At 53.4% G+C, this 22,795-nt stretch carries 12 protein-coding genes, 2 tRNA genes, 3 rRNA genes and 2 pseudogenes; 18 read left to right on the plus strand and 1 reads right to left on the minus strand.

The window, feature by feature from the left end; translation table 11 throughout:
• Nucleotides 1-175: 175 nt before the first annotated feature.
• From topA to lpxK, 13 genes are all read left to right on the plus strand, one after another.
• Nucleotides 176-2,500 carry a type I DNA topoisomerase gene (gene topA, locus JDW22_RS12260; RefSeq protein WP_200523284.1) on the plus strand — a complete coding sequence of 775 codons (2,325 nt, stop codon included), beginning with the start codon at nucleotides 176-178 and terminating at the stop codon, nucleotides 2,498-2,500.
• 545 nt (nucleotides 2,501-3,045) lie between these two features.
• A 16S ribosomal RNA gene (locus JDW22_RS12265) occupies nucleotides 3,046-4,586 on the plus strand.
• A gap of 67 nt (nucleotides 4,587-4,653) precedes the next feature.
• Nucleotides 4,654-4,730 (plus strand) — tRNA-Ile (locus JDW22_RS12270).
• A 50-nt stretch (nucleotides 4,731-4,780) separates the two neighbouring features.
• Nucleotides 4,781-4,856: transfer RNA gene (locus JDW22_RS12275), tRNA-Ala, on the plus strand.
• A 369-nt stretch (nucleotides 4,857-5,225) separates the two neighbouring features.
• Nucleotides 5,226-8,114: ribosomal RNA gene (locus tag JDW22_RS12280) — 23S ribosomal RNA — on the plus strand.
• 138 nt (nucleotides 8,115-8,252) lie between these two features.
• Nucleotides 8,253-8,365, plus strand: a 5S ribosomal RNA gene (gene rrf / locus JDW22_RS12285).
• The 16S, 23S and 5S rRNA genes sit together here with 2 tRNA genes alongside, the layout of an rRNA operon.
• A 106-nt stretch (nucleotides 8,366-8,471) precedes the next feature.
• A complete protein-coding gene (locus JDW22_RS12290; protein ID WP_200523285.1) occupies nucleotides 8,472-9,611 on the plus strand; it encodes a 5-(carboxyamino)imidazole ribonucleotide synthase in 1,140 nt (379 codons plus the stop codon).
• A 45-nt stretch (nucleotides 9,612-9,656) separates the two neighbouring features.
• A complete protein-coding gene (locus tag JDW22_RS12295) occupies nucleotides 9,657-11,081 on the plus strand; it encodes a patatin-like phospholipase family protein (protein WP_207748842.1) in 1,425 nt (474 codons plus the stop codon).
• Nucleotides 11,082-11,177: 96 nt separating this feature from the next.
• A complete protein-coding gene (locus JDW22_RS12300) occupies nucleotides 11,178-11,360 on the plus strand; it encodes a Trm112 family protein (protein WP_003797777.1) in 183 nt (60 codons plus the stop codon).
• Nucleotides 11,357-12,118 carry a 3-deoxy-manno-octulosonate cytidylyltransferase gene (gene kdsB / locus JDW22_RS12305; RefSeq protein ID WP_200523286.1) on the plus strand — a complete coding sequence of 254 codons (762 nt, stop codon included), beginning with the start codon at nucleotides 11,357-11,359 and terminating at the stop codon, nucleotides 12,116-12,118. Before JDW22_RS12300 ends, kdsB begins: the two co-directional genes overlap by 4 nt.
• Nucleotides 12,119-12,344: 226 nt before the next feature.
• Nucleotides 12,345-13,229 carry a DMT family transporter gene (locus JDW22_RS12310; protein WP_200523287.1) on the plus strand — a complete coding sequence of 295 codons (885 nt, stop codon included), beginning with the start codon at nucleotides 12,345-12,347 and terminating at the stop codon, nucleotides 13,227-13,229.
• A 64-nt stretch (nucleotides 13,230-13,293) separates the two neighbouring features.
• Nucleotides 13,294-13,953 carry a hypothetical protein gene (locus tag JDW22_RS12315; RefSeq protein ID WP_200523288.1) on the plus strand — a complete coding sequence of 220 codons (660 nt, stop codon included), beginning with the start codon at nucleotides 13,294-13,296 and terminating at the stop codon, nucleotides 13,951-13,953.
• Between the two features lie 118 nt (nucleotides 13,954-14,071).
• The gene (lpxK, locus tag JDW22_RS12320) at nucleotides 14,072-15,115 is read left to right on the plus strand and encodes a tetraacyldisaccharide 4'-kinase (protein WP_200523289.1); all 1,044 of its coding nucleotides are present in this window, start codon (nucleotides 14,072-14,074) and stop codon (nucleotides 15,113-15,115) included.
• A gap of 53 nt (nucleotides 15,116-15,168) precedes the next feature.
• Here the strand turns inward: lpxK and JDW22_RS14225 are convergent.
• Nucleotides 15,169-15,270: pseudogene (locus tag JDW22_RS14225) on the minus strand (IS481 family transposase); the annotation flags it as partial.
• A gap of 118 nt (nucleotides 15,271-15,388) precedes the next feature.
• Here JDW22_RS14225 and JDW22_RS12325 point away from each other — a divergent pair.
• The 5 genes and pseudogenes from JDW22_RS12325 to cas3 (JDW22_RS12345) all read left to right on the plus strand — a co-directional run bounded on the left by JDW22_RS12325 (nucleotide 15,389) and on the right by cas3 (JDW22_RS12345) (nucleotide 22,772).
• Nucleotides 15,389-16,009: a DUF1269 domain-containing protein gene (locus tag JDW22_RS12325; RefSeq protein ID WP_003797759.1), complete on the plus strand. Its 621-nt coding sequence runs from the start codon at nucleotides 15,389-15,391 to the stop codon at nucleotides 16,007-16,009.
• A 112-nt stretch (nucleotides 16,010-16,121) separates the two neighbouring features.
• A pseudogene (locus JDW22_RS12330) lies at nucleotides 16,122-16,725 on the plus strand (integrase core domain-containing protein).
• A gap of 89 nt (nucleotides 16,726-16,814) precedes the next feature.
• Nucleotides 16,815-18,158: an NCS2 family permease gene (locus JDW22_RS12335; RefSeq protein WP_200523290.1), complete on the plus strand. Its 1,344-nt coding sequence runs from the start codon at nucleotides 16,815-16,817 to the stop codon at nucleotides 18,156-18,158.
• 184 nt (nucleotides 18,159-18,342) lie between these two features.
• Nucleotides 18,343-20,265, plus strand: coding sequence for a CRISPR-associated helicase Cas3' (gene cas3, locus JDW22_RS12340; protein ID WP_235965508.1), 1,923 nt, complete (start codon nucleotides 18,343-18,345; stop codon nucleotides 20,263-20,265).
• Nucleotides 20,262-22,772, plus strand: a complete 2,511-nt coding sequence (cas3, locus tag JDW22_RS12345; protein ID WP_200523291.1) for a CRISPR-associated helicase Cas3' — start codon at nucleotides 20,262-20,264, stop codon at nucleotides 22,770-22,772. The genes cas3 (JDW22_RS12340) and cas3 (JDW22_RS12345) overlap by 4 nt, the downstream gene beginning before the upstream one ends.
• The last annotated feature ends 23 nt before the right edge of the window (nucleotides 22,773-22,795 follow it).

Below are 22,795 nucleotides of genomic sequence, written 5' to 3' on the forward strand. Positions count from 1 at the left end.
TGCCAAAACCTATCTATTTTAAGAATAATAAAAAAAGAACATTCAGGCAGCCGCTACAAACAAAAGGCAGCCTGAAAACCAAAAATCCGTTTTCAGGCTGCCTTAACACGAAACCGATTACCGCACAAAAGCAGCCTGAATCCTTATCTATCCACTTCACAAGCAGAACAACATCATGGCAAAGAATCTCCTTATCGTCGAATCTCCCAACAAAATCAAATCCATCAAAAAATACCTCGGCAGTGATTATGAAGTACTCGCTTCGTTTGGGCACGTGCGCGACCTCATCAAGAAAAACGGCGCAGTCAATCCCGAAGACAACTTCGCCATGAAATACGAAATCCCCGCCAAATCCGCCAAACACGTGGACGAAATCGTCAAAGCCGCCAAACAAGCCGACACCATCTATCTCGCTACCGACCCTGATAGAGAGGGCGAGGCGATTTCATGGCACATCGCCGAAATTCTCAAATCCAAACGCGGCATGGCAAACATCGGCGACAAGCTGCAACGCGTGGTGTTCCACGAAGTCACCCCCAAAGGCGTGCAAGAAGCCATCCAACACCCGCGCGGGCTAGACATCAACCTTGTGGACGCGCAACAAGCCCGCCGCGCCTTGGATTATCTGGTTGGTTTCAACCTATCGCCCTTGCTGTGGAAAAAAATCCGCCGTGGCTTATCCGCAGGGCGCGTGCAAAGCCCCGCCTTGCGCCTGATTTGCGAACGCGAAAACGAAATCCGCGCCTTTGAAACCCAAGAATACTGGTCTATCCACATGGACAGCCACAAAGGGCGCACCAAATTCAGCGCCAAACTCACCCAATGGCAAAACACCAAACTAGAACAATTCTCCCTGCCCAACGAAGCCAGCCAAGCTGCCATCCTTGCCGCGCTGCAAGGCAAAGAAGCCCACGTTGCCGAAGTCATCAAAAAGAAAGCCACGCGCAAACCCGCCGCGCCGTACACCACTTCCACTATGCAACAAGATGCCGTGCGCAAACTCGGTTTCACCACCGACCGCACCATGCGCACCGCCCAGCAGCTTTTTGAAGGCATAGATGTAGGACAAGGCGCAGTTGGCTTGATTACCTATATGCGCACCGATAGCGTAACCCTGTCGCAAGATGCCATCACCGAAATCCGCCACTATATTGACAACAAAATCGGCGCGGACTACCTCCCCAACAGCCCCCGCGTGTACAAAACCAAATCCAAAAACGCCCAAGAAGCGCACGAAGCAATCCGCCCTACATCCGTTTATCGCACGCCAGAAAGCGTGAAACCCTTTCTCAGCGCCGACCAATTCAAGCTCTATCAAATGATTTGGCAACGCAGCGTCGCCTGCCAAATGGTAGAAGCCAAATTTGATGCTACCACCGTAGATATAGCCGTGGGCGATGGCATCTTCCGCGCCACAGGGCAAGTGCTGGTGTTTGCAGGCTTTTTAAGCGTGTACCAAGAAGGCGCAGACGAAGACGATAGCGAAGACGAAAACAACAAAAAACTGCCCGAAATGGCAGTTGGCGACGCGCTCCCCGTGGATAACCTATACGGCGAACAACACTTCACCCAGCCATCGCCACGCTTCAACGAAGCCACGCTCGTTAAAGCCCTAGAAGAATACGGCATTGGCCGCCCCTCCACCTACGCCAGCATCATCAAAACGCTCAAAGACCGCGAATACGTGATTGTAGAACAACGCCGCTTCCTGCCCACCGACACAGGCGAAGTGGTCAACAAATTTCTCACCGAACACTTCCAACAATATGTGGACTACGACTTCACCGCCAAATTGGAAGACCAGCTCGACGAAATTGCAGGCGGCAAACGCCAATGGATTCCCGTTATGGACACCTTCTGGCAAGGCTTCCACAAACAAGTAGAAGAAAAAGAAGGCATAGAACGCGCCAAATTCACCACCGAAGAGCTAGACGAAACCTGCCCCAAATGCGGCAATCACAAGCTGCAAATCAAATTCGGGCGCGCAGGACGATTCATCGCCTGCGCAGGCTACCCCGAATGCGACTACACGCGCAATGTAAACGAAACCGCCGAGCAAGCTGCCGAACGCATCGCCCAAGATGAAGCCATGCAAGCCGAGCTTAATGGGCGACAATGCCCACAATGCGGCGGGCAACTTGTGTACAAAAACAGCCGCACAGGCAAAAAATTTATCGGTTGCGCCAACTATCCCAAATGCAAATATGTTGAGCCACTAGAAAAGCCCAAAGATACAGGTATAACTTGTCCGCAATGCGGCAAAGGGCACTTAGTGGAACGGAAATCCCGTTTTGGCACAACATTTTATAGTTGCGACACCTATCCAGAATGCAAATACGCCATCAACAGCGAGCCGTTAAATCAACCCTGTCCGCAATGCGGCTGGGCAATTACCATGCGCAAAGTAACTAAACGCTGGGGCGTGCAACGCGTTTGCCCACAAAAAGAATGTGGTTGGAAGGAGCAGCTAGAAGCACCTGCGCCGAAAGAGAAGAAATAAAGGTTGGTTGGATTGTGGTTAGTAAAGGCAGCCTGAAAATTGTGTTAGGGAAATTGTAAGCACTGTTTATGATTTATTTAAGGCAGCCTGAAAAACACATTTCGTCTTTTCAGGCTGCCTTTTCATTATTTATTATTTAAGCATAAGCACCCCAATCCCAAAGCAGTTGCATGAAATGATGGGAACGAACCATTGCACTGATGTTCAGCAAGCCAGCAGTTTTAATTTTTCTGCCAACAAAAACCCATTATTCAGCAGAGATTTAGCGAATTGGTTGAAATATTTTCAGGTGCAGAGATTGACAATATTGGTTTGTGTGCGTATAGTTCGCATCTTTCGCTGCTACGGCAGCCGCCTCACAAAGAGGTCTAATTTTTTTGTTCTTTAAAAAGCAGATTACCGATAAGTGTGAGTGCCTGATGGTCTCACACTGCGACAAAAACAGACAAGAAGGATTGATGATGATTTAGGCTTTTAGTTTGAATTGTTATTGATTGCCTTGTCAGTTTCTTTGAAGCAGACCAGAATAAAGTAAGTTAGAGATTAAACATAAGAGTTTGATCCTGGCTCAGATTGAACGCTGGCGGCATGCTTTACACATGCAAGTCGAACGGCAGCACGAAAGAGCTTGCTCTTTTGGTGGCGAGTGGCGAACGGGTGAGTAATGCATCGGAACGTACCGAGTAATGGGGGATAACTATCCGAAAGGATAGCTAATACCGCATACGCTTTGAGAAGGAAAGTGGGGGCTCTTCGGACCTCACGTTATTCGAGCGGCCGATGTCTGATTAGCTAGTTGGTGGGGTAAAGGCCTACCAAGGCGACGATCAGTAGCGGGTCTGAGAGGATGATCCGCCACACTGGGACTGAGACACGGCCCAGACTCCTACGGGAGGCAGCAGTGGGGAATTTTGGACAATGGGCGCAAGCCTGATCCAGCCATGCCGCGTGTCTGAAGAAGGCCTTCGGGTTGTAAAGGACTTTTGTTAGGGAAGAAAAGGATAGTGTTAATACCATTATCTGCTGACGGTACCTAAAGAATAAGCACCGGCTAACTACGTGCCAGCAGCCGCGGTAATACGTAGGGTGCGAGCGTTAATCGGAATTACTGGGCGTAAAGCGAGCGCAGACGGTTTATTAAGCAAGATGTGAAATCCCCGAGCTTAACTTGGGAACTGCGTTTTGAACTGGTAAGCTAGAGTATGTCAGAGGGGGGTAGAATTCCACGTGTAGCAGTGAAATGCGTAGAGATGTGGAGGAATACCGATGGCGAAGGCAGCCCCCTGGGATAATACTGACGTTCATGCTCGAAAGCGTGGGTAGCAAACAGGATTAGATACCCTGGTAGTCCACGCCCTAAACGATGTCAATTAGCTGTTGGGGCACTTGATGCCTTAGTAGCGAAGCTAACGCGTGAAATTGACCGCCTGGGGAGTACGGTCGCAAGATTAAAACTCAAAGGAATTGACGGGGACCCGCACAAGCGGTGGATGATGTGGATTAATTCGATGCAACGCGAAGAACCTTACCTGGTCTTGACATGTACGGAATCTTCCAGAGACGGAAGAGTGCCTTCGGGAGCCGTAACACAGGTGCTGCATGGCTGTCGTCAGCTCGTGTCGTGAGATGTTGGGTTAAGTCCCGCAACGAGCGCAACCCTTGTCATTAGTTGCCACCATTCAGTTGGGCACTCTAATGAGACTGCCGGTGACAAACCGGAGGAAGGTGGGGATGACGTCAAGTCCTCATGGCCCTTATGACCAGGGCTTCACACGTCATACAATGGTCGGTACAGAGGGTAGCCAAGCCGCGAGGTGGAGCCAATCTCAGAAAACCGATCGTAGTCCGGATTGCACTCTGCAACTCGAGTGCATGAAGTCGGAATCGCTAGTAATCGCAGGTCAGCATACTGCGGTGAATACGTTCCCGGGTCTTGTACACACCGCCCGTCACACCATGGGAGTGGGGGATACCAGAAGTAGGTAGGCTAACCGCAAGGAGGCCGCTTACCACGGTATGTTTCATGACTGGGGTGAAGTCGTAACAAGGTAGCCGTAGGGGAACCTGCGGCTGGATCACCTCCTTTCTAGAGAAAAAGAGACGATTAGGCACTCACACTTATCGGTAAACTGTACATAAAGATGCGACACATAGGGTTTGTAGCTCAGGTGGTTAGAGCACACGCTTGATAAGCGTGGGGTCGTAGGTTCAAGTCCTACCAGACCCACCAAGAGAAGCAAGCCGCAAGTAAAAAACCTCATGAGAGGAAAAGAGAATACTGGGGGCATAGCTCAGTTGGTAGAGCACCTGCTTTGCAAGCAGGGGGTCATCGGTTCGATCCCGTTTGCCTCCACCAAGATTTCCCAAATCAAAGCAGCCTGAAAGCATGTTAGGCTATTTTAATTTGCGAAAACAACGCATCGATCTTTAACAAATTGGAAAGCCGAAATCAACAAACAAAGACAAAAGTTTGGATTGGTTTGAAATGCTGGTGCAACAGCATTTCAGGCAGCCTGAAATGCCATTTAACGCAAGTTAAAAAGCAAACAGGCAAAAAAGAAACAAACAAAAGAATTTGGGTGATGATTGTATCGACTTAATCCTGAAACACAAAAGGCAGGATTAAGACACAACAAAGCAGTAAGCTTTATCAAAGTAGGGAATCTAAGTTATAGCGGTAGTCAACGCTGGTTATAACGAAGTCAAAAGGTTCTTCAAATGATAGAGTCAAGTGAATAAGTGCATCAGGTGGATGCCTTGGCGATGATAGGCGACGAAGGACGTGTAAGCCTGCGAAAAGCATCGGAGAGCTGGCAATAAAGCAATGACCCGGTGATGTCCGAATGGGGAAACCCACTTAGTTTACTAAGTATCCTTGTCTGAATACATAGGACAAGAGAAGCGAACCCGGAGAACTGAACCATCTAAGTACCCGGAGGAAAAGAAATCAACCGAGATTCCGCAAGTAGTGGCGAGCGAACGCGGAGGAGCCTGTATAAGATAGCCAAACTGTTAGAAGAAGGAATTGGAAACTTCTGCCATAGTGGGTGATAGCCCCGTATTCGAAAACAGATTGGTGGTACTAGGTATACGACAAGTAGGGCGGGACACGAGAAATCCTGTCTGAAGATGGGGGGACCATCCTCCAAGGCTAAATACTCATCATCGACCGATAGTGAACCAGTACCGTGAGGGAAAGGCGAAAAGAACCCCGGGAGGGGAGTGAAATAGAACCTGAAACCTGATGCATACATACAGTGGGAGCGGAATAATTCCGTGACTGCGTACCTTTTGTATAATGGGTCAACGACTTACATTCAGTAGCGAGCTTAACCGGATAGGGGAGGCGTAGGGAAACCGAGTCTTAATAGGGCGACATAGTTGCTGGGTGTAGACCCGAAACCGAGTGATCTATCCATGGCCAGGATGAAGGTGCCGTAACAGGTACTGGAGGTCCGAACCCACGCATGTTGCAAAATGCGGGGATGAGCTGTGGATAGGGGTGAAAGGCTAAACAAACTCGGAGATAGCTGGTTCTCCCCGAAAACTATTTAGGTAGTGCCTCGAGTATGAGACTGATGGGGGTAAAGCACTGTTATGGCTAGGGGGTTATTGCAACTTACCAACCCATGGCAAACTAAGAATACCATCAAGTTGCTCCTCGGGAGACAGACATCGGGTGCTAACGTCCGGTGTCAAGAGGGAAACAACCCAGACCGCCAGCTAAGGTCCCAAATGACAGATTAAGTGGTAAACGAAGTGGGAAGGCACAGACAGCCAGGATGTTGGCTTAGAAGCAGCCATCATTTAAAGAAAGCGTAATAGCTCACTGGTCGAGTCTTCCTGCGCGGAAGATGTAACGGGGCTCAAATCTGTAACCGAAGCTGCGGATGCACTTTTAGTGCATGGTAGGGGAGCGTTCTGTAGGCCTGAGAAGGTGTATCGTAAGGTATGCTGGAGGTATCAGAAGTGCGAATGTTGACATGAGTAGCGATAAAGCGGGTGAAAAGCCCGCTCGCCGAAAGCCCAAGGTTTCCTACGCAACGTTCATCGGCGTAGGGTGAGTCGGCCCCTAAGGCGAGGCAGAGATGCGTAGTCGATGGGAAACGGGTTAATATTCCCGTACTTGATTCAAATGCGATGTGGGGACGGAGAAGGTTATGCTGGCAATCTGTTGGAATAGATTGTTTAAGCCGGTAGGTAGAAGGAGTAGGCAAATCCGCTTCTTTAATACCGAGACGTGATGACGAGTGTCTACGGACATGAAGCAGCAAATACCACGCTTCCAGGAAAAGCCACTAAGCTTCAGTTTGAATTAAACCGTACCGCAAACCGACACAGGTGGGCAGGATGAGAATTCTAAGGCGCTTGAGAGAACTCGGGAGAAGGAACTCGGCAAATTGATACCGTAACTTCGGGAGAAGGTATGCCCTCTAATGTAAAGGACTTGCTCCGGAAGCATCTGAGGGTCGCAGAGAATCGGTGGCTGCGACTGTTTATTAAAAACACAGCACTCTGCTAACACGAAAGTGGACGTATAGAGTGTGACGCCTGCCCGGTGCTGGAAGGTTAATTGAAGATGTGAGAGCATCAGATCGAAGCCCCAGTAAACGGCGGCCGTAACTATAACGGTCCTAAGGTAGCGAAATTCCTTGTCGGGTAAGTTCCGACCCGCACGAATGGCGTAACGATGGCCACACTGTCTCCTCCCGAGACTCAGCGAAGTTGAAATGGTTGTGAAGATGCAATCTCCCCGCTGCTAGACGGAAAGACCCCGTGAACCTTTACTGTAGCTTTGCATTGGACTTTGAAGTCACTTGTGTAGGATAGGTGGGAGGCTTAGAAGCAGAAACGCCAGTTTCTGTGGAGCCGTCCTTGAAATACCACCCTGGTGGCTTTGAGGTTCTAACCCAGACCCGTAATCCGGGTCGGGGACCGTGCATGGTAGGCAGTTTGACTGGGGCGGTCTCCTCCCAAAGAGTAACGGAGGAGTTCGAAGGTTACCTAGGTCCGGTCGGAAATCGGACTGATAGTGCAATGGCAAAAGGTAGCTTAACTGCGAGACCGACAAGTCGAGCAGGTGCGAAAGCAGGACATAGTGATCCGGTGGTTCTGAATGGAAGGGCCATCGCTCAACGGATAAAAGGTACTCCGGGGATAACAGGCTGATTCCGCCCAAGAGTCCATATCGACGGCGGAGTTTGGCACCTCGATGTCGGCTCATCACATCCTGGGGCTGTAGTCGGTCCCAAGGGTATGGCTGTTCGCCATTTAAAGTGGTACGTGAGCTGGGTTTAAAACGTCGTGAGACAGTTTGGTCCCTATCTGCAGTGGGCGTTGGAAGTTTGACGGGGGCTGCTCCTAGTACGAGAGGACCGGAGTGGACGAACCTCTGGTGTACCGGTTGTGACGCCAGTCGCATCGCCGGGTAGCTAAGTTCGGAAGAGATAAGCGCTGAAAGCATCTAAGCGCGAAACTCGCCTGAAGATGAGACTTCCCTGAGGATTTAATCCTCCTAAAGAGTCGTTCGAGACCAGGACGTTGATAGGCAGGGTGTGGAAGCACGGTAACGTGTGAAGCTAACCTGTACTAATTGCTCGTGAGGCTTGACTCTATCATTTGAAGAACTTTGCAATAAAACAAAGTGAAGCAAAGATAAAGCTTACTGATGAATACATTCATCACCGAAATAAGACAAAATAAAGTAATAAATAAAAAGTTGATAAACGGCTTGCCAATTTGACAGTTTATGTTTGGCGACCATAGCGGTTTGGTCCCACTCCTTCCCATCCCGAACAGGACAGTGAAACGAACCAGCGCCGATGATAGTATGGATTCCCATGCGAAAGTAGGTCATCGCCAAACTCCTTATGCAAAACCCCTTTGGTTGCCATCACAGCCAAAGGGGTTTAGTCTTGGGCTTTATATGGTTTAAAGCTATAATTTACGTTTTATTTTTGGTGATTATTTGATGAATGCCATTTATCCTCCCAAAGCATTGGCTATTTTAGGTGGCGGTCAGCTTGGCAGTATGTTTACGTTAGCGGCGAAAACAATGGGTTATCCGGTGGTGGTGCTGGAACCGGATGGCCATGCGCCCGCTGCTCGGTTTGCCGATAAGCATCTTTGTGCGCCGTTTGATGATAAAAACGCGTTGGCAGAGTTAGCGCAATGTGCGGCGGTTACGACAGAATTTGAAAATGTGAACGCGGATGCGATGCGTGATTTGGCGGCTGCAATGCAAGTTTCGCCCAGCGGTGATTGTGTGGCGATTGCACAGAATCGGATTTTGGAAAAATCGTGGATTCGCAAGGCGGGGTTGGAAACTGCGCCTTATCGTGTGATTCAGGCTGCCTCGGATATTTCGTCGGAGTGTGAACCGCTGTTTCCCGCGGTGTTGAAAACGGCTATGCTGGGCTATGACGGCAAGGGACAAATCCGAGTCAAAACGCTGGCGCAACTGCAAGCGGCGTTTGCAACGTTGGGCAATGTGCCCTGCGTGTTGGAGCAATTGGTGGATTTGCGGGCGGAAATTTCGGTGATTGCGTGTCGCTTGGATGATGAGCGGATTGCAACGTTTGACCCTGCGGAAAATCATCATGAGAATGGGATTTTGGCGTATTCGGTTGTGCCTGCGCGGCTGCCTGAAAATCTGTTGTCCGCGGCGAAGCAGATGGCGGTTCGTTTGGCAAACGCGCTGAATTATGTGGGCGTGCTGGCGGTGGAGATGTTTGTGGTGGGGGATGAGCAGCGGTTGGTGGTGAATGAGATGGCGCCGCGTCCGCATAACAGCGGGCATCATACGATTGATGCGTGTGCGAGCAGCCAGTTCCAGCAGCAGGTGCGTTTGATGTGCGGCTTGCCGCCTGCGAATACGAAGCTGCTTTCGGCGTGCTGCATGGCGAACATTTTGGGCGATGCGTGGGGGGAGAACGGGGAAGAGCCCAATTGGGCGGCGGTGCTGAATCATCCGCAGGCGCATTTGCATGTGTATGGCAAGGCAGAGCCGCGCAAAGGACGCAAGATGGGGCATTTCACGGTGCTGGCGGATTCGGCGGACGAGGCTTATCGCATCGCGCAATCGTTGCACCGGCAATTAAAGTTTAAATGAATAAGGCAGCGTGAAACGGTTTTTGGGCTGCTTTTGGTATGGTTTATGAGCAATTCTGTATGGTTTTCAGGCTGCCTGAAACGTGTGATTTGGGGGGCGAACGCGGTGTTGTTGTCGGCGTGTTCGTTGGTGGCGTATCAGCCGACGCAAACGATTGACCGTGTCCGCAAGGATGAGGGCTATCGTTTGGAGCAAAGCATCCAGCGCAGTAATCAGGATAACACGCTGGTGATTATGATGTTTTCCGGTGGCGGCACGCGCGCGGCGGCGCTGGCGTATGGCGTGCTGGCGGCGTTTAACGATTATCCGATGATGCTCAACGGCAGGCGCACCACGCTGACGGCGAGCAGCGATGTGGTGTTTGGGGTGTCGGGCGGCTCGGTGTTGGCGGCGTATTATGCGATGTATGGCGAGCAGGTGATTCCGCGTTTTGAGGAGCGGTTTTTAAAGCAGAATTTCCAGCGGCTGATGTTTAAGCAGTCGTTGTCGTTTGTGAACATGCCGCGCTTGGCTTCGCCTGAATACGGGCGCGGCGATTTGCTGCAAGAGCAATTTGAGAATACGCTGTTTGGCAACATGACGTTTGGCGATTTGAATAAATACCGCAAAGGACCGTTTGCGGTAATCAGCGCCACGGATATGGCTTCTGGGCAGCGCATTGATTTTACGCAGGAAAATTTTGACCAGTTTTGTTTGAATTTGTCGGATTTGCGCGTGGCGCGGGCGGTGGCGGCTTCCAGCGCGGTGCCGGTGGTGTTTTCGCCGCTGACGCTGAACAACCATAGCGGCAACTGCGGTTACACCGTGCCCGAACCGTTTCAGGCTGCCTTAAACGACGACGCGGCTTCGCTGCAACAGAAAACGCGGCACGAAATGCTGCACAACCGTTATTACGCCGACAGCAAGGCGCGCCCGTTTTTGCATTTGGTGGACGGCGGTTTAACGGATAATTTGGGGCTGCGCAGCCTGCTGGACCGGCAGGAGATTTATCCGAACAGCTCGTTGCAGGCGATGCTGGAAGCCAAAAACATCAACCGTGTGATTGTTGTGAGCGTGAACGCGCAAAACCAGATTAGCGAAACGATTAGCCAGCAGGCGAAAATCCCATCGTTCCGCGACATGATTAACGCAACGATTGATGTGCCGATTGCGCGGGCTTCGCAGGAATCGTTGCGCCAATTTCGCGCGATGGTGGATGCTTGGAACGCGGCGCAAAAAGATGCGGAAAAGCCGATTCGGATGCATTTTGTGAGCTTGAGTCTGCATGATTTGCCGCCGTCTCCGTTACGGACGCGCGCGCTCAACATCCCGACCACATATTACCTGCCGCGCGAGAGCATCAACGATTTGAAAGAGGCGGCGAAGATTCTGGTGAAGCAGTCGCCCGAATTTCAGCAGTTGCGGCAAGAGGCAGGGCAGCCTGAAACGCCTCAGGCGGCCGCAGCGGTGCAGCAGGAAAACATACACTAGCCCTGTTTTCAGGCTGCCTTGATGCGCATTGCCCCCAAGGCAGCCTGAAAACGCCAAACACCCATCCAACCTTTTCATTTCTCCAAAGGACATTCCATGCAACCCAAATACCTAGCCAAACTCGTTTGCCCGCTTACCAAAAAACCGCTGGAATACCACGCCGACAAGCAAGAGCTGTGGAGCAAAGCCGCCCGCCTTGCATTCCCCATCCGCGATGGCATCCCCATTTTGCTGGAAAACGAAGCCCGCGAATTGAGCGACTTGGAAGCTAAATCATGAGCGCGATACCGTTCAGCATCATCATTCCCGCGCGGCTATCATCCAGCCGCCTGCCCAACAAAGCTCTTGCCGACATCCACGGCAAGCCGATGGTGGTGCGCGTTGCCGAGCGCGCCCAGCAAAGCAACGCCAGCCGCATCATCGTTGCCACCGACCACGCCGATATTCAGGCTGCCTGCGCCGCGCACAACATCACCAGCATGCTTACCAGCAGCGCCCACCAAAGCGGCAGCTCGCGCCTTGCCGAAGCGGTGCAACTGCTAGGGCTGCCTGAAAACGAGATTATTGTGAACGTGCAAGGCGATGAGCCGATGATTCCGCCCGCGCTGATTAATCGCGTTGCCGAAAAGCTTGCCAACAGCCACGCGCCGATGGCAACTGCCGCCCATCCCGTGCACGATTTTGCCGAATTCCAAAACCCCAACTGCGTGAAAGTGGTGCTCAGCCAAGCGCACAACGCGCTTTATTTCAGCCGCGCCCCCATCGCCTATCCGCGCGACATCATGCAATCGGGCGATTTCAGGCTGCCTGTGCCCGCGCCGCTGCGCCACATCGGCATCTATGCCTACCGCGCAGGCTTTTTGCAGCAATACGCCGCCATGAGTGCTTCGCCGCTGGAAACCTGCGAAAGCCTGGAACAACTGCGCGTGCTGTGGCACGGCTATCCCATCGCGGTGGAAGTGCTTGCCGAAGCCCCGCCCGCCGGCGTGGACACGCCCGCAGATTTGGACCGCGTGCGGCGCGAGTGGGCGGCATAGCCCCGCATCTGTTTTCAGGCTGCCTTTGCGTGTGCACGCGCGAAAAGGCAGCCTGAAACCTTTGCACCATCCGTGTCGCGCCCACCGTAAAATCGATTGACTGCGCTATTTGGCGGCAAGCCGTTGCCGCGCCATTTTAGCTTTCAGGCTGCCTCAGCGCTTTGGCGAAGGGTTCCGCCTGAAAATACGCTCGATTTTTAACCCCTTTGTTTTCAGGCTGCCGCTTATGCCCACCCTCTCTTCCAAAACCGCTTCCCTCGGTTTGATTATCGGCTGCATTGTCTTTGGACTGGGCAGCGTGATTGTTGCCCGTTTGCACATGGGCGCCTACGCGGTTGCCTTTTGGCGGCTTGCCGTCGCCGCCGTGATTTTTGCGCTGCTGATGCGTTTTTTCGCGCAAAAATTGCCCAAAAACCCGCGCGCCGTCGGCTTTGCCCTGCTGTCGGGCGTGTTTCTCGCGTTTGATTTGGCGCTGTGGCACGAAAGCATTTATGCCGTGGGGCCGGGCATTTCCACGCTGCTCAACTGTCTGCAAATCTTTTGGCTCAGCATGATGGGCGTGCTGTGGTTTCAAGAAAAGCTCGGCCGCCGGCAAATTGCCAGCCTTGCGCTGGCGCTGGTTGGCATCGCCGTCATCGGCAGCCCCGAATTCGGGCGCAACAGCCGTGCGCTGTGGGGCTTTGTGTCGGGTATCGCCTCGGGGCTGATGCTGTCGCTGTCTATGGTGTTCATCCGCAAAACGCACCAAGCCGAGCCCACCGCCCTCTTTGCCCTGATGCTGCTGGTGAGCATCGGCGGCATGGCGGCGCTGGTTGCCCCCGCGCTCACGCTCAACGCGGGCAACGCCCTGCCCGCCACCGCCGCGCAAATCGGCTGGCTGCTGGTTTACGGCGCGGCGATGCAATGCTTCGCATGGGGGCTGATTGCCTACTGCATTCCGCTGCTGTCGCTGAGCGTAACGGGCTTGCTGTTGCTCACCGAGCCGGTTGCCGCGCTGTTCATCGATTTCGCCTTTTTGGGCAAACCAATTTCCGCGCTGCAATGGCTGGGCGCGGCGATAACGCTGCTGGCGATTTATTTGGGCAGCCTGAAAAGCGAAAAGGCAGTCTGAAAGCGAGTTTTGCCGATTTTCAGGCTGCCTTTGTTGCATGATTTTTGTTTACAAGGAGACCACCATGACCGCCATCCGCCACACCGCCACGCTTACTGAATGGAATGGCGAACACGGCATCGCCCAAGCCGACAGCGGCGAGCAATATTCCGTTACGCGCGCCCAGTTGTATTACGCGCCCTACACCGTTGGCAGCCGTATACAGATTTATGTGGAGAATGGCGAAGTGGTGGATGGCGGGTTGATACCCATTGCGGGCGTTGCCGAAGATGAGCAGTTGATACAGCAGCCGATGGAGCAGCCCATTCGCGGCTTTAATCAGTCGCTGATGCGGTTGATTGTGCTCATGCTGTGTGCGGGTATGCTCGCATCGCTTGTTCACATAACTGTTGTTTGGCTATTTTGGGGCGAGAGCGATGTTAAAAGCATTGTTAAAGCCATGATCAACAATTTGCCGCTGTTTATTGTTATCGCCTTTATCGGGCAACGCCGCCAAGTAACCTGCACCGCAAGCGGCATCGTCGGCTTTGGTGGCACCCAATTTCTCGCATGGCGCGACATCAGCCACACCGAAACGCGCCGCGTCCCCATTTTCAGGCTGCCCTATCTGTTGGTACACAGCAAAAACAACCAACCCGCTCTGCGCATCAACCTATTTTTGCTTACGCCTAAACAGCGCAACGAATTGAAAACGCTGATTCAAAGCCATATTCAGGCAGCCTGAAAACGAGTTTACGCGCTTAGGCAACCACCAAACCCACGCGGCGCACCCCCTGCGCCTTTTTTACGCCCCGCGCCCATTTGCTAAAATCCCCACCCCATCCCCCAAAGGCAGCCTGAAAATGCTCCACGCCATCCTAGAACGCCATTGGCAAAGCCCCAACTCCATCCTGCGCCTATTGCTGCGCCCGCTTGCCATCTTGTTTGGCAAAATCGCCGCCCGCCGCCGCGCGCGCTATCTGGCAGGCAGCCTGAAAAGCGAAAAACTGCCCGTTCCCGTTGTAATCGTGGGCAACCTCCACGCAGGCGGCACAGGCAAAACACCCATTACCACCGCGCTGGTTGCCGCCTTGCAAGCGCGTGGCATCGCCGTTGGCATCATCAGCCGAGGCTACGGACGCAGCCTGAAAACGCCCCACGTTTTAACCGCCAACAGCAGCGCCGCCGAAGCAGGCGATGAACCCTTGCTGCTTTATCGCCGCACTCACGCGCCCACCGCCGTTGCCAGCCGCCGCGTTGAAGCCGCCCGCGCCTTGCTCGCCGCCCATCCCGAAGTGCAACTCATCATCGCCGACGACGGCTTACAACATTACGCGCTCGCTCGCGACCTAGAAATCTGCGTCTTCCCAGCCGCCGATGCCGCCCGCCGCGATTTAGACGTGCTGCCCAACGGCGGACTACGCGAACCCATCGCCCGCCTGCGCGACGTGAACGCCATCGTGTTCAGCCAAGCTGCGCCCGCCATCGCCCCCGCCGCGCAACAACATTTCAGGCTGCCCCAAAGCATCGCCCTGTTCACCAGCCAAGTTGTCGCCACCGCGCCCTATCGCTATGCCCAGCCCAGCGAAAAACTGGATATAGGCAGCCTGAAAACCCACGCCCGCTGCATCGCCATCGCCGCCATCGCCCGCCCGCAGCGGTTTTTTGACAGCCTAACCGCGCTGGGCGTCCCCCTTGCGCACACCATCGCCCTGCCCGACCACGCCGCGCTGGATAGAACCGCGCTGCCCGCTGCCGACTATATTTTCGTTACCGAAAAAGATGCCGCCAAGCTGCCCCCGCCGCCGCACGCCCCAAGCAACATCTGGGTGCTGCCAATTGACGCGCAAATTACCCCCGACTTGGCGGATTGGGTGCTGGCGGAATTGGGGATACAGGCAGCCTGAAAATGCGGATGCGGTTTGGCTACGCTGAACTTCGTTTCAGGCTGCCTTAATCTGTAGGAAATCGTCGCGTTGTTTACACCACAGGTTGAGAGTGAAGCCTGCAAGACCTCAAACGGCGTATCGCCGTTCAAACTGCGGTGCGGCTTCACAGTGTTCAGGCTTTACATAGGTAAAGTTTTGTTTGCCGCATTGCTCCCCCCCCTCTTGCAATTTACACTGACACCGCATACAACTTGTATGTTCTTAAATCTTTCAACCCACAGGAGTAGACTTATGAAACAAAACATCATCGTTGTCTTATTCAACATCTCCAGCGAAGCTTATCAAGCCTTTTCTGAATTGAAAGCTTACTCGCAGATAACAGATGCTTTGGTGGCACAAGCCGTTTTGATTAAAAAGGAAAATGGTCTGATTATCCCAGCAGAAAGCACCGACTTTACCGCCAATACGGTCGAAGGCACATGGACGGGCGGCCTCATTGGTTCACTGGTCGGCATTCTCGGCGGTCCTATCGGTGTTCTGTTGGGTGGAGCTACTGGCGCACTCATCGGCAGTGATGCAGGCACTGCCCAAACATTGGGAGAGGGGTTGTTGCTGGAAAATACAGCCAAAAAACTGGATAACGGCAGTACTGCAATCATTATTTTGGCGCAAGAATCCGACGAAGCTGTATTGGATGCCTTCTTCCACCGTTTCAAAACCGTTATTCTCCGGCAAGATGCAGCCGTTGCCCAACAGGACGTATTGGCAGCAATAGAAGCGCAGGAAGAAGTGGCACGTCAGGCACACGAAGCGTGGAAAAAACAGCGCAAAGCCGAGCGCAAAGAGAAAGTGGAAGCCTTCAAGGCCGACATCAAACAAAAATTCGACAAATTGGCAGCCAAGTTGAAATAACACTGCCACCAACCCAAGGTATGTAACCGCTCAAATTTTCCGTTTCGGATGCATGCCAAACCGGTTTGAGGCTACCTGAAAATCTATTTTTCAGGTAGCCTCTCCCTTTTTCATGCCCCGCCAATCCATCATGCTCACCCCGCACCACCGCCAAGCCATTTGGCTGGCCTACACGCAGGAGAAGGAAAGCGTAAGCTCATTGGCACGCCGTTACCAAGTCAGCCGCGTCACCATCTACCGCGCACTTTAAAGCCGCAAGGGGCAGGCTGCTCAAACCCCAAACCAGTACCAACAATCGTTTCAAACAAGTTTCTGACCGAACACCTGATTGATCCCTGCCCATACCTGATCGAGTGCGTTTACTCCGACAACGGTACGGAATACAAAGGCTCGGCCAACCATGCTTTCGGTGTAGCCTGTTATGAGAACGGGATTGGTCAAAAGTTTACCCGGGTTGCCCGTCCGCAGACCAACGGCAAAGCGGAGCGGGTTATCCGCACCCTGATGGAGATGTGGCATGAGAAACAGTCGTTTGACAGTCCGGAACACCGGCAAAAGGAGCTGTGTTGCTTTGTTAATTTCTATAACACTGTGAAGTCGCACCGCAGTTTGAACGGCGATACGCCGTTTGAGGTCTTGCAGGCCTATTTTTCCCAACCTGTGATGTAAACAACGCGAAGATTTCCTACACCTTATCCCGCCCCAAGGCAGCCTGAAACGGTGTTCAGCGAAGCCAAAACTCCCCCCGCCCGCATCCAAATCCCGCTATAATCCGCCCCGTTTTTTCACTCGCCTTAACAAAACCATGAACAATCCAAACACTTCTTTACTTGAACGCTGGTTCAAGCTCGCCGAAAAAGGCACCACCGTCCGCACCGAACTCTTGGCGGGCTTCACCACCTTTCTCACCCTGTGCTACATCACTATCGTCAATCCCAGCGTGCTCTCGCAAGCGGGCATGGATTTTGGCGCGGTGTTTGTCGCCACCTGCATCGCTTCCGCCATCGGCTGCTTTGTGATGGGCGGCTTGGCGAACTATCCCATCGCGCTCGCCCCTGGGATGGGCTTAAATGCCTATTTCACATACAGCGTGGTGATGGGCATGGGCGTATCGTGGCAAGTCGCACTCGCAGCCGTATTCGTTTCAGGCTGCATTTTTATTGCGTTTAGCTTGTTCAAAGTGCGCGAAATGCTGGTGAATGCGCTGCCGATGAGCTTAAAAATGGCGATTGCGGCGGGCATCGGGCTGTTTCTCGCGCTGATTGCGCTCAAAGGCTCGGGCGTGGTGGTCGCCAGCGAAGCCACGCTGCTGAAAATGGGCAATCTGTACATTGAACACGACGGCGCGAAGCTGCCGAACTACCCCGTTTTGCTCACGCTGGCGGGCTTGTTTTTAACCATCGCGCTGGATTATTACCGCGTGCGTGGGGCGATTATCATCAGCATTTTTGTGATTACCGCCATTGCCGCTGGCTTGGGCTTAACGCAGATTGGTGGCGTGGTGTCCGCCGTGCCCAGCATCGCGCCTACTTTTATGCAAATGGATTTTAGCCACTTGTTTTCAGGCAGCCTGATTGCGGTGGTGTTTGTGTTTTTCTTGGTGGATTTGTTTGACAGCACGGGCACGCTGGTGGGCGTGTCGCACCGCGCGGGGCTGCTGGATGAAAACGGGCATTTGCCGCGCCTGAAAAAAGCCTTGTTTGCCGACAGCATCGCCATCGTGGCGGGCGCGGGCTTGGGCACATCGTCCACCACGCCGTATATTGAAAGCGCCTCAGGCGTGTCGGCAGGCGGGCGTACGGGCTTAACGGCAATCACCGTGGGCGTGCTGATGCTGGCGTGCTTGTGGTTTTCGCCGCTGGCTAAGGCTGTGCCCGCCTTTGCCACCGCGCCCGCGCTGCTGTATATCGGTGTGCAAATGATGCGCTCCGCCATTGAAATCAACTGGAAAGACATCACCGAAGCCGCGCCCGCGTTTCTCACCATCGCGTTCATGCCGTTCACTTATTCCATTGCCGACGGCATTGCGATGGGCTTTATCAGCTATGCAGCGGTGAAGCTGCTGTGCCGCCGCGCCAAGGATGTGCCGCCGATGGTGTGGTTTGTGGCGGTGGCTTGGCTAGCGAAATTTTGGTTTTTGGGGGCGTGATGGGTTTCAGGCTGCCTTTGTATATGAACAATAGGCAGCCTGAAAAGTGATGATGGGCGAAGGATGAGGCAGCCTGAAAACGTGTAGATGCGGTTTCAGGCTGCCTTATCTGACTATCCAGCCAAGTATCCGCACCTAGCCTTATCCGCATCCCGCACCCGCTGGCAACGAAAGGAATCCAACCATGACCTCAAAAACCTACTACGCCCACTCCGCCGGAAACCTGCCCTACGAACATTGGCAGACGATGGAAAGCCACGCGCGCAATGTGGGCGGAATGGCGGCGGGCTTTGCCGCGTATTTCGGCGCGCAGGAAATTGCCCGCGCCACTGGGCTGCTGCACGACGTGGGCAAGTATTCGCCGCTGTTTGACAAACGTCTGCACGGCGACCTGAAGCGGGTGGACCATTCCACGGCGGGCGCGAAAATCGCAGTTGAACGCTGGGGCGTGCGGCTGGGCAAGATGATGGCGTTCTGCATTGCGGGGCACCATGCCGGACTGGCAAACGGCGCAGGCGCGGGCGACGGGCGCAGCACTTTGCAGCAGCGGCTGGACTGGCAGTTTGGTGCGGATATTCCCAAGCTTGATGAAGTTTGGCGGCAGGAAATCGATTTGCCCGAAACGCTGCCTGCTCCGTCGGTGAAACCCGATGCTGGCGACCATCCGCATTTCACCTGCGCTTTTTTCATCCGTATGCTGTATTCCTGTTTGGTTGATGCTGATTTTCTCGACACCGAAGTCTTTTACGCCAAGCTGGAACAGCGCGAAACCGTGCGCGGCGGCCATCCCGATTTGGAGACGCTGCGGCCGGTTTTTTTTGATTTTATCAACGCGTTCAGACGGCGTGCCACCCAAGCCCCGCAGGAAACGGAAGAGCAGCAGCGCAATGCCGCGCTGAACCGCCTGCGCGGCGAAATTCTGGATTATGCCGTGGCGCAGGCGCAGCAGGACACGGGGCTGTTCAGCCTCACCGTGCCCACCGGCGGCGGCAAAACCTTCACGTCGATGGCGTTCGCGCTGGAACACGCCAAGGCGCACGGTTTGCGCCGCGTGATTTATGTGATTCCGTTCACCAGCATCATCGAGCAAAACGCCGCCGAGTTTCGTAAAGCCTTTGGCGAATTGGGCGAACAAGCCGTGTTGGAACACCACAGCAGCTTCGACGATGCCAGGCTGCAAGGCGAAAACAGCAAAGACAAGCTGCGCCTTGCCTCGGAAAACTGGGACGCACCGATTGTCGTGACCACCGCCGTGCAATTCTTCGAATCCCTCTTTGCCGACCGCTCCTCTCGCTGCCGCAAGCTGCACAATATTTCAGGCAGCGTGATTATTCTCGACGAAGCGCAGCTGCTGCCGCTGAACCTGCTGCGCCCGATTATGCAGGCGGTGAAAGAGCTGGCGCGCAACTACGGCTGCTCGGTGGTGCTGTGCACCGCCACCCAGCCCGCCGTGCAGTCCGAACACGGCTTCTACAAGGGTCTGCAAAACGTACGCGAGCTGGCACCCAACCCGCCCGCGCTGTTTGACGCATTGCGCCGCACCAGCGTGCAGCACGTCGGCGTGCAAACCGATGCGGAGCTGCTGGACATCCTGTCGCAGCACGAACAGATGCTCGTTATCGTGAATAACCGCCGCCACGCCCGCAGCCTGTATGACGCCGCCAAACATCTGGGCGGCGTGTACCACCTGACCACGCTGATGTGTGCCGAACACCGCTCGCAGGTGCTGGACGAAATCCGTGCCAAGCTGTTTTCAGGCTGCCCTTGCCGCGTGATTGCCACATCTTTGATTGAAGCGGGCGTGGACGTGGATTTCCCGTTTGTGATGCGTGCCGAAGCGGGGCTGGATTCCGTTGCCCAAGCCGCCGGACGTTGCAACCGTGAAGGCAAAAGGTCGTCTGAAAACAGCTTTGTCTGGATATTCGCGCCAGAAGATAAATGGAAAGCCCCGCCTGAACTTGCCGCCCAAGCCGCCGTTATGCGCTTGACTGCCGATGAGTTTTCAGATGACCTCACTCCACAGATTTTCGATTTTTCAACACTTCAAGCTATTTATATGGCTTGTTCGTTAAATTCTGCACGTTTCAAATTTGGAGAATCGATGTGAATTTCAACTATATAGCCCACGCCCGCCAAGACTCATCAGAAAATTGGCATTCCCATCCCCTGCAAAAACATCTACAAAAAGTCGCCCAACTCGCCAAGCGTTTTGCAGGGCGTTACGGAGCGTTGTTTGCCGAATATGCGGGGCTTTTGCACGATTTGGGGAAATTTCAGGAAGCTTTTCAGAAATATATCCGTCATGCATCCGGTTTTGAAAAAGAAAATGCCCATTTGGAAGATGTCGAATCTACCAAGTTGCGCAAAATTCCGCATTCCACTGCCGGTGCCAAATATGCAGTAGAGCACCTTAATCCGTTTTTTGGGCATTTGCTGGCGTATTTGATTGCCGGGCATCACGCGGGGCTGGCAGATTGGTATGACAACGGCAGCCTGAAACGCCGCCTACAACAGGCGGATGACGAGTTGACGGCGTCTTTTTCGGGTTTGGTGGAAAGTGGTTTGTCTGAAGATTCTTTCCTTTTATCCAATAATGATTTAACACAAGATTTTCTTGCTTTTTGGGAAAAACCAGAACAAGAAAAGCTGTTCAAGGAGCTGCATATTTGGCTGCGTTTTCTCTTTTCCTGTTTGGTGGATGCCGATTTTTTGGATACCGAAGCCTTTATGAACGGCTATGCCGATGCGGATGCCGCGCAGGCAGCCGGATTGCGCCCGAAATTTCCCAGTTTGGATGAGTTGCACCGGAGATATGAGCAATATATGGCACAACTTTTAGAAAAAGCAGATAAAAATTCAACTTTAAATCAAGAACGCCATGCCATTTTGCAGCAATGTTTTTCCGCCGCCGAAACCGACCGCACTTTGTTTTCTTTAACTGTGCCGACCGGCGGCGGCAAAACTTTGGCAAGCTTGGGGTTCGCTTTGAAGCACGCGCTGAAATTCGGCAAAAAACGCATTATCTACGCGATTCCCTTCACCAGTATTATTGAACAGAACGCCGATGTTTTCCGCAAAGCATTGGGCGATGACGTGGTATTAGAACACCACAGCAATTTGGAAGTGGCCGATAACAAAGAAACCGCCAAAACCCGCCTTGCCACGGAAAATTGGGATGCGCCGCTGATTGTTACCACTAACGTGCAACTGTTTGAAAGCCTGTTTGCGGCGAAAACCAGCCGCTGCCGCAAGGTTCACAATATTGCTGACAGTGTGGTGATTTTGGACGAAGCCCAGCAGCTTCCACGCGATTTCCAAAAGCCGATTACCGACATGATGCGGGTGCTGGCGCGTGATTACGGCGTTACCTTTGTGCTGTGCACGGCGACTCAGCCCGAACTTGGCAAAAATATCGACGCATTCGGGCGCACCGTTTTGGAAGGTCTGCCGGACGTGTGCGAAATTGTGGCGGATAAAATTGCCTTATCGGAAAAACTGCGCCGCGTCCGCATCAAAATGCCGCCGCCAAACGGCGAAACGCAAAGCTGGCAGGAAATTGCCGATGAAATCGCCGCGCGTCCGTGCGTTTTGGCGGTGGTTAATACGCGAAAGCACGCCCAAAAACTCTTTGCCGCCCTGCCTTCTGACGGCATCAAACTGCATTTGTCCGCCAATATGTGCGCCACGCACCGCAGCGAAGTGATTGCGCTGGTTCGCCGATATTTGGCACTGTATCGCGCAGGCAGCCTGCACAAGCCCTTGTGGCTGGTCAGCACGCAGTTGATTGAAGCCGGCGTGGATTTGGATTTCCCTTGCGTTTATCGGGCGATGGCGGGGCTGGACAGTATTGCCCAAGCGGCGGGGCGCTGCAACCGCGAAGGCAAGTTGCCGTTTGGCGAAGTAGTCGTGTTCCGTGCCGAAGAAGGCGCACCCAGCGGCAGCCTGAAACAGGGGCAGGACATTACCGAGGAAATGCTGAAAGCAGGGCTGCTTGGCGACCCGCTTTCCCCGTCGGCATTTGCCGCATATTTCCGCCGGTTCAACGGCAAAGGAGATGTGGATAAACACGACATTACAAGACTTTTGACGGCAGAATCATCTAATGAAAATCCGCTGGCAATCAAATTCCGCACCGCTGCCGAACGTTTCCGCCTGATTGATAATCAAGGCGTGGCGCTCATTGTACCGTTTATCCCATTGGCTCATCAGGAAGAAGGTAACAGTCCGCAAATCGTTAAAGCAAACGAGCTGGACGATTTTTTCAGACGACATCTGGACGATGTGGAAGTTTCAAAATGGCAGGATATTTTGGATAAACAACGCTTTTTGCAGCCTACCGACAATTTCTTCGGGCAAACCGACCAACCACCGCTGCCCGAGCCGTTTGAACGCTGGTTCAGCTTGTTGGAAAGCGACCCGCTCAAACACAAATGGGTTTACCGCAAGCTGCAACGCTACACGATTACTGTGTACGAACACGAACTGAAAAAGTTGCCTGAACATGCCGTTTTTTCCAGAGCGGGATTGCTGGTGTTAGATAAGGGCTATTACAAAGCCGTGCTTGGCGCGGATTTTGACGATACGGCCTGGCTGCCTGAAAATTCGGTTTTATGAAATGAAAGCAATAAGGAGATGAT

The sequence above is a fragment of the Kingella bonacorsii genome, from assembly GCF_016623605.1.
In the GTDB taxonomy this organism is placed as follows: Bacteria; Pseudomonadota; Gammaproteobacteria; order Burkholderiales; family Neisseriaceae; genus Kingella_B; species Kingella_B oralis.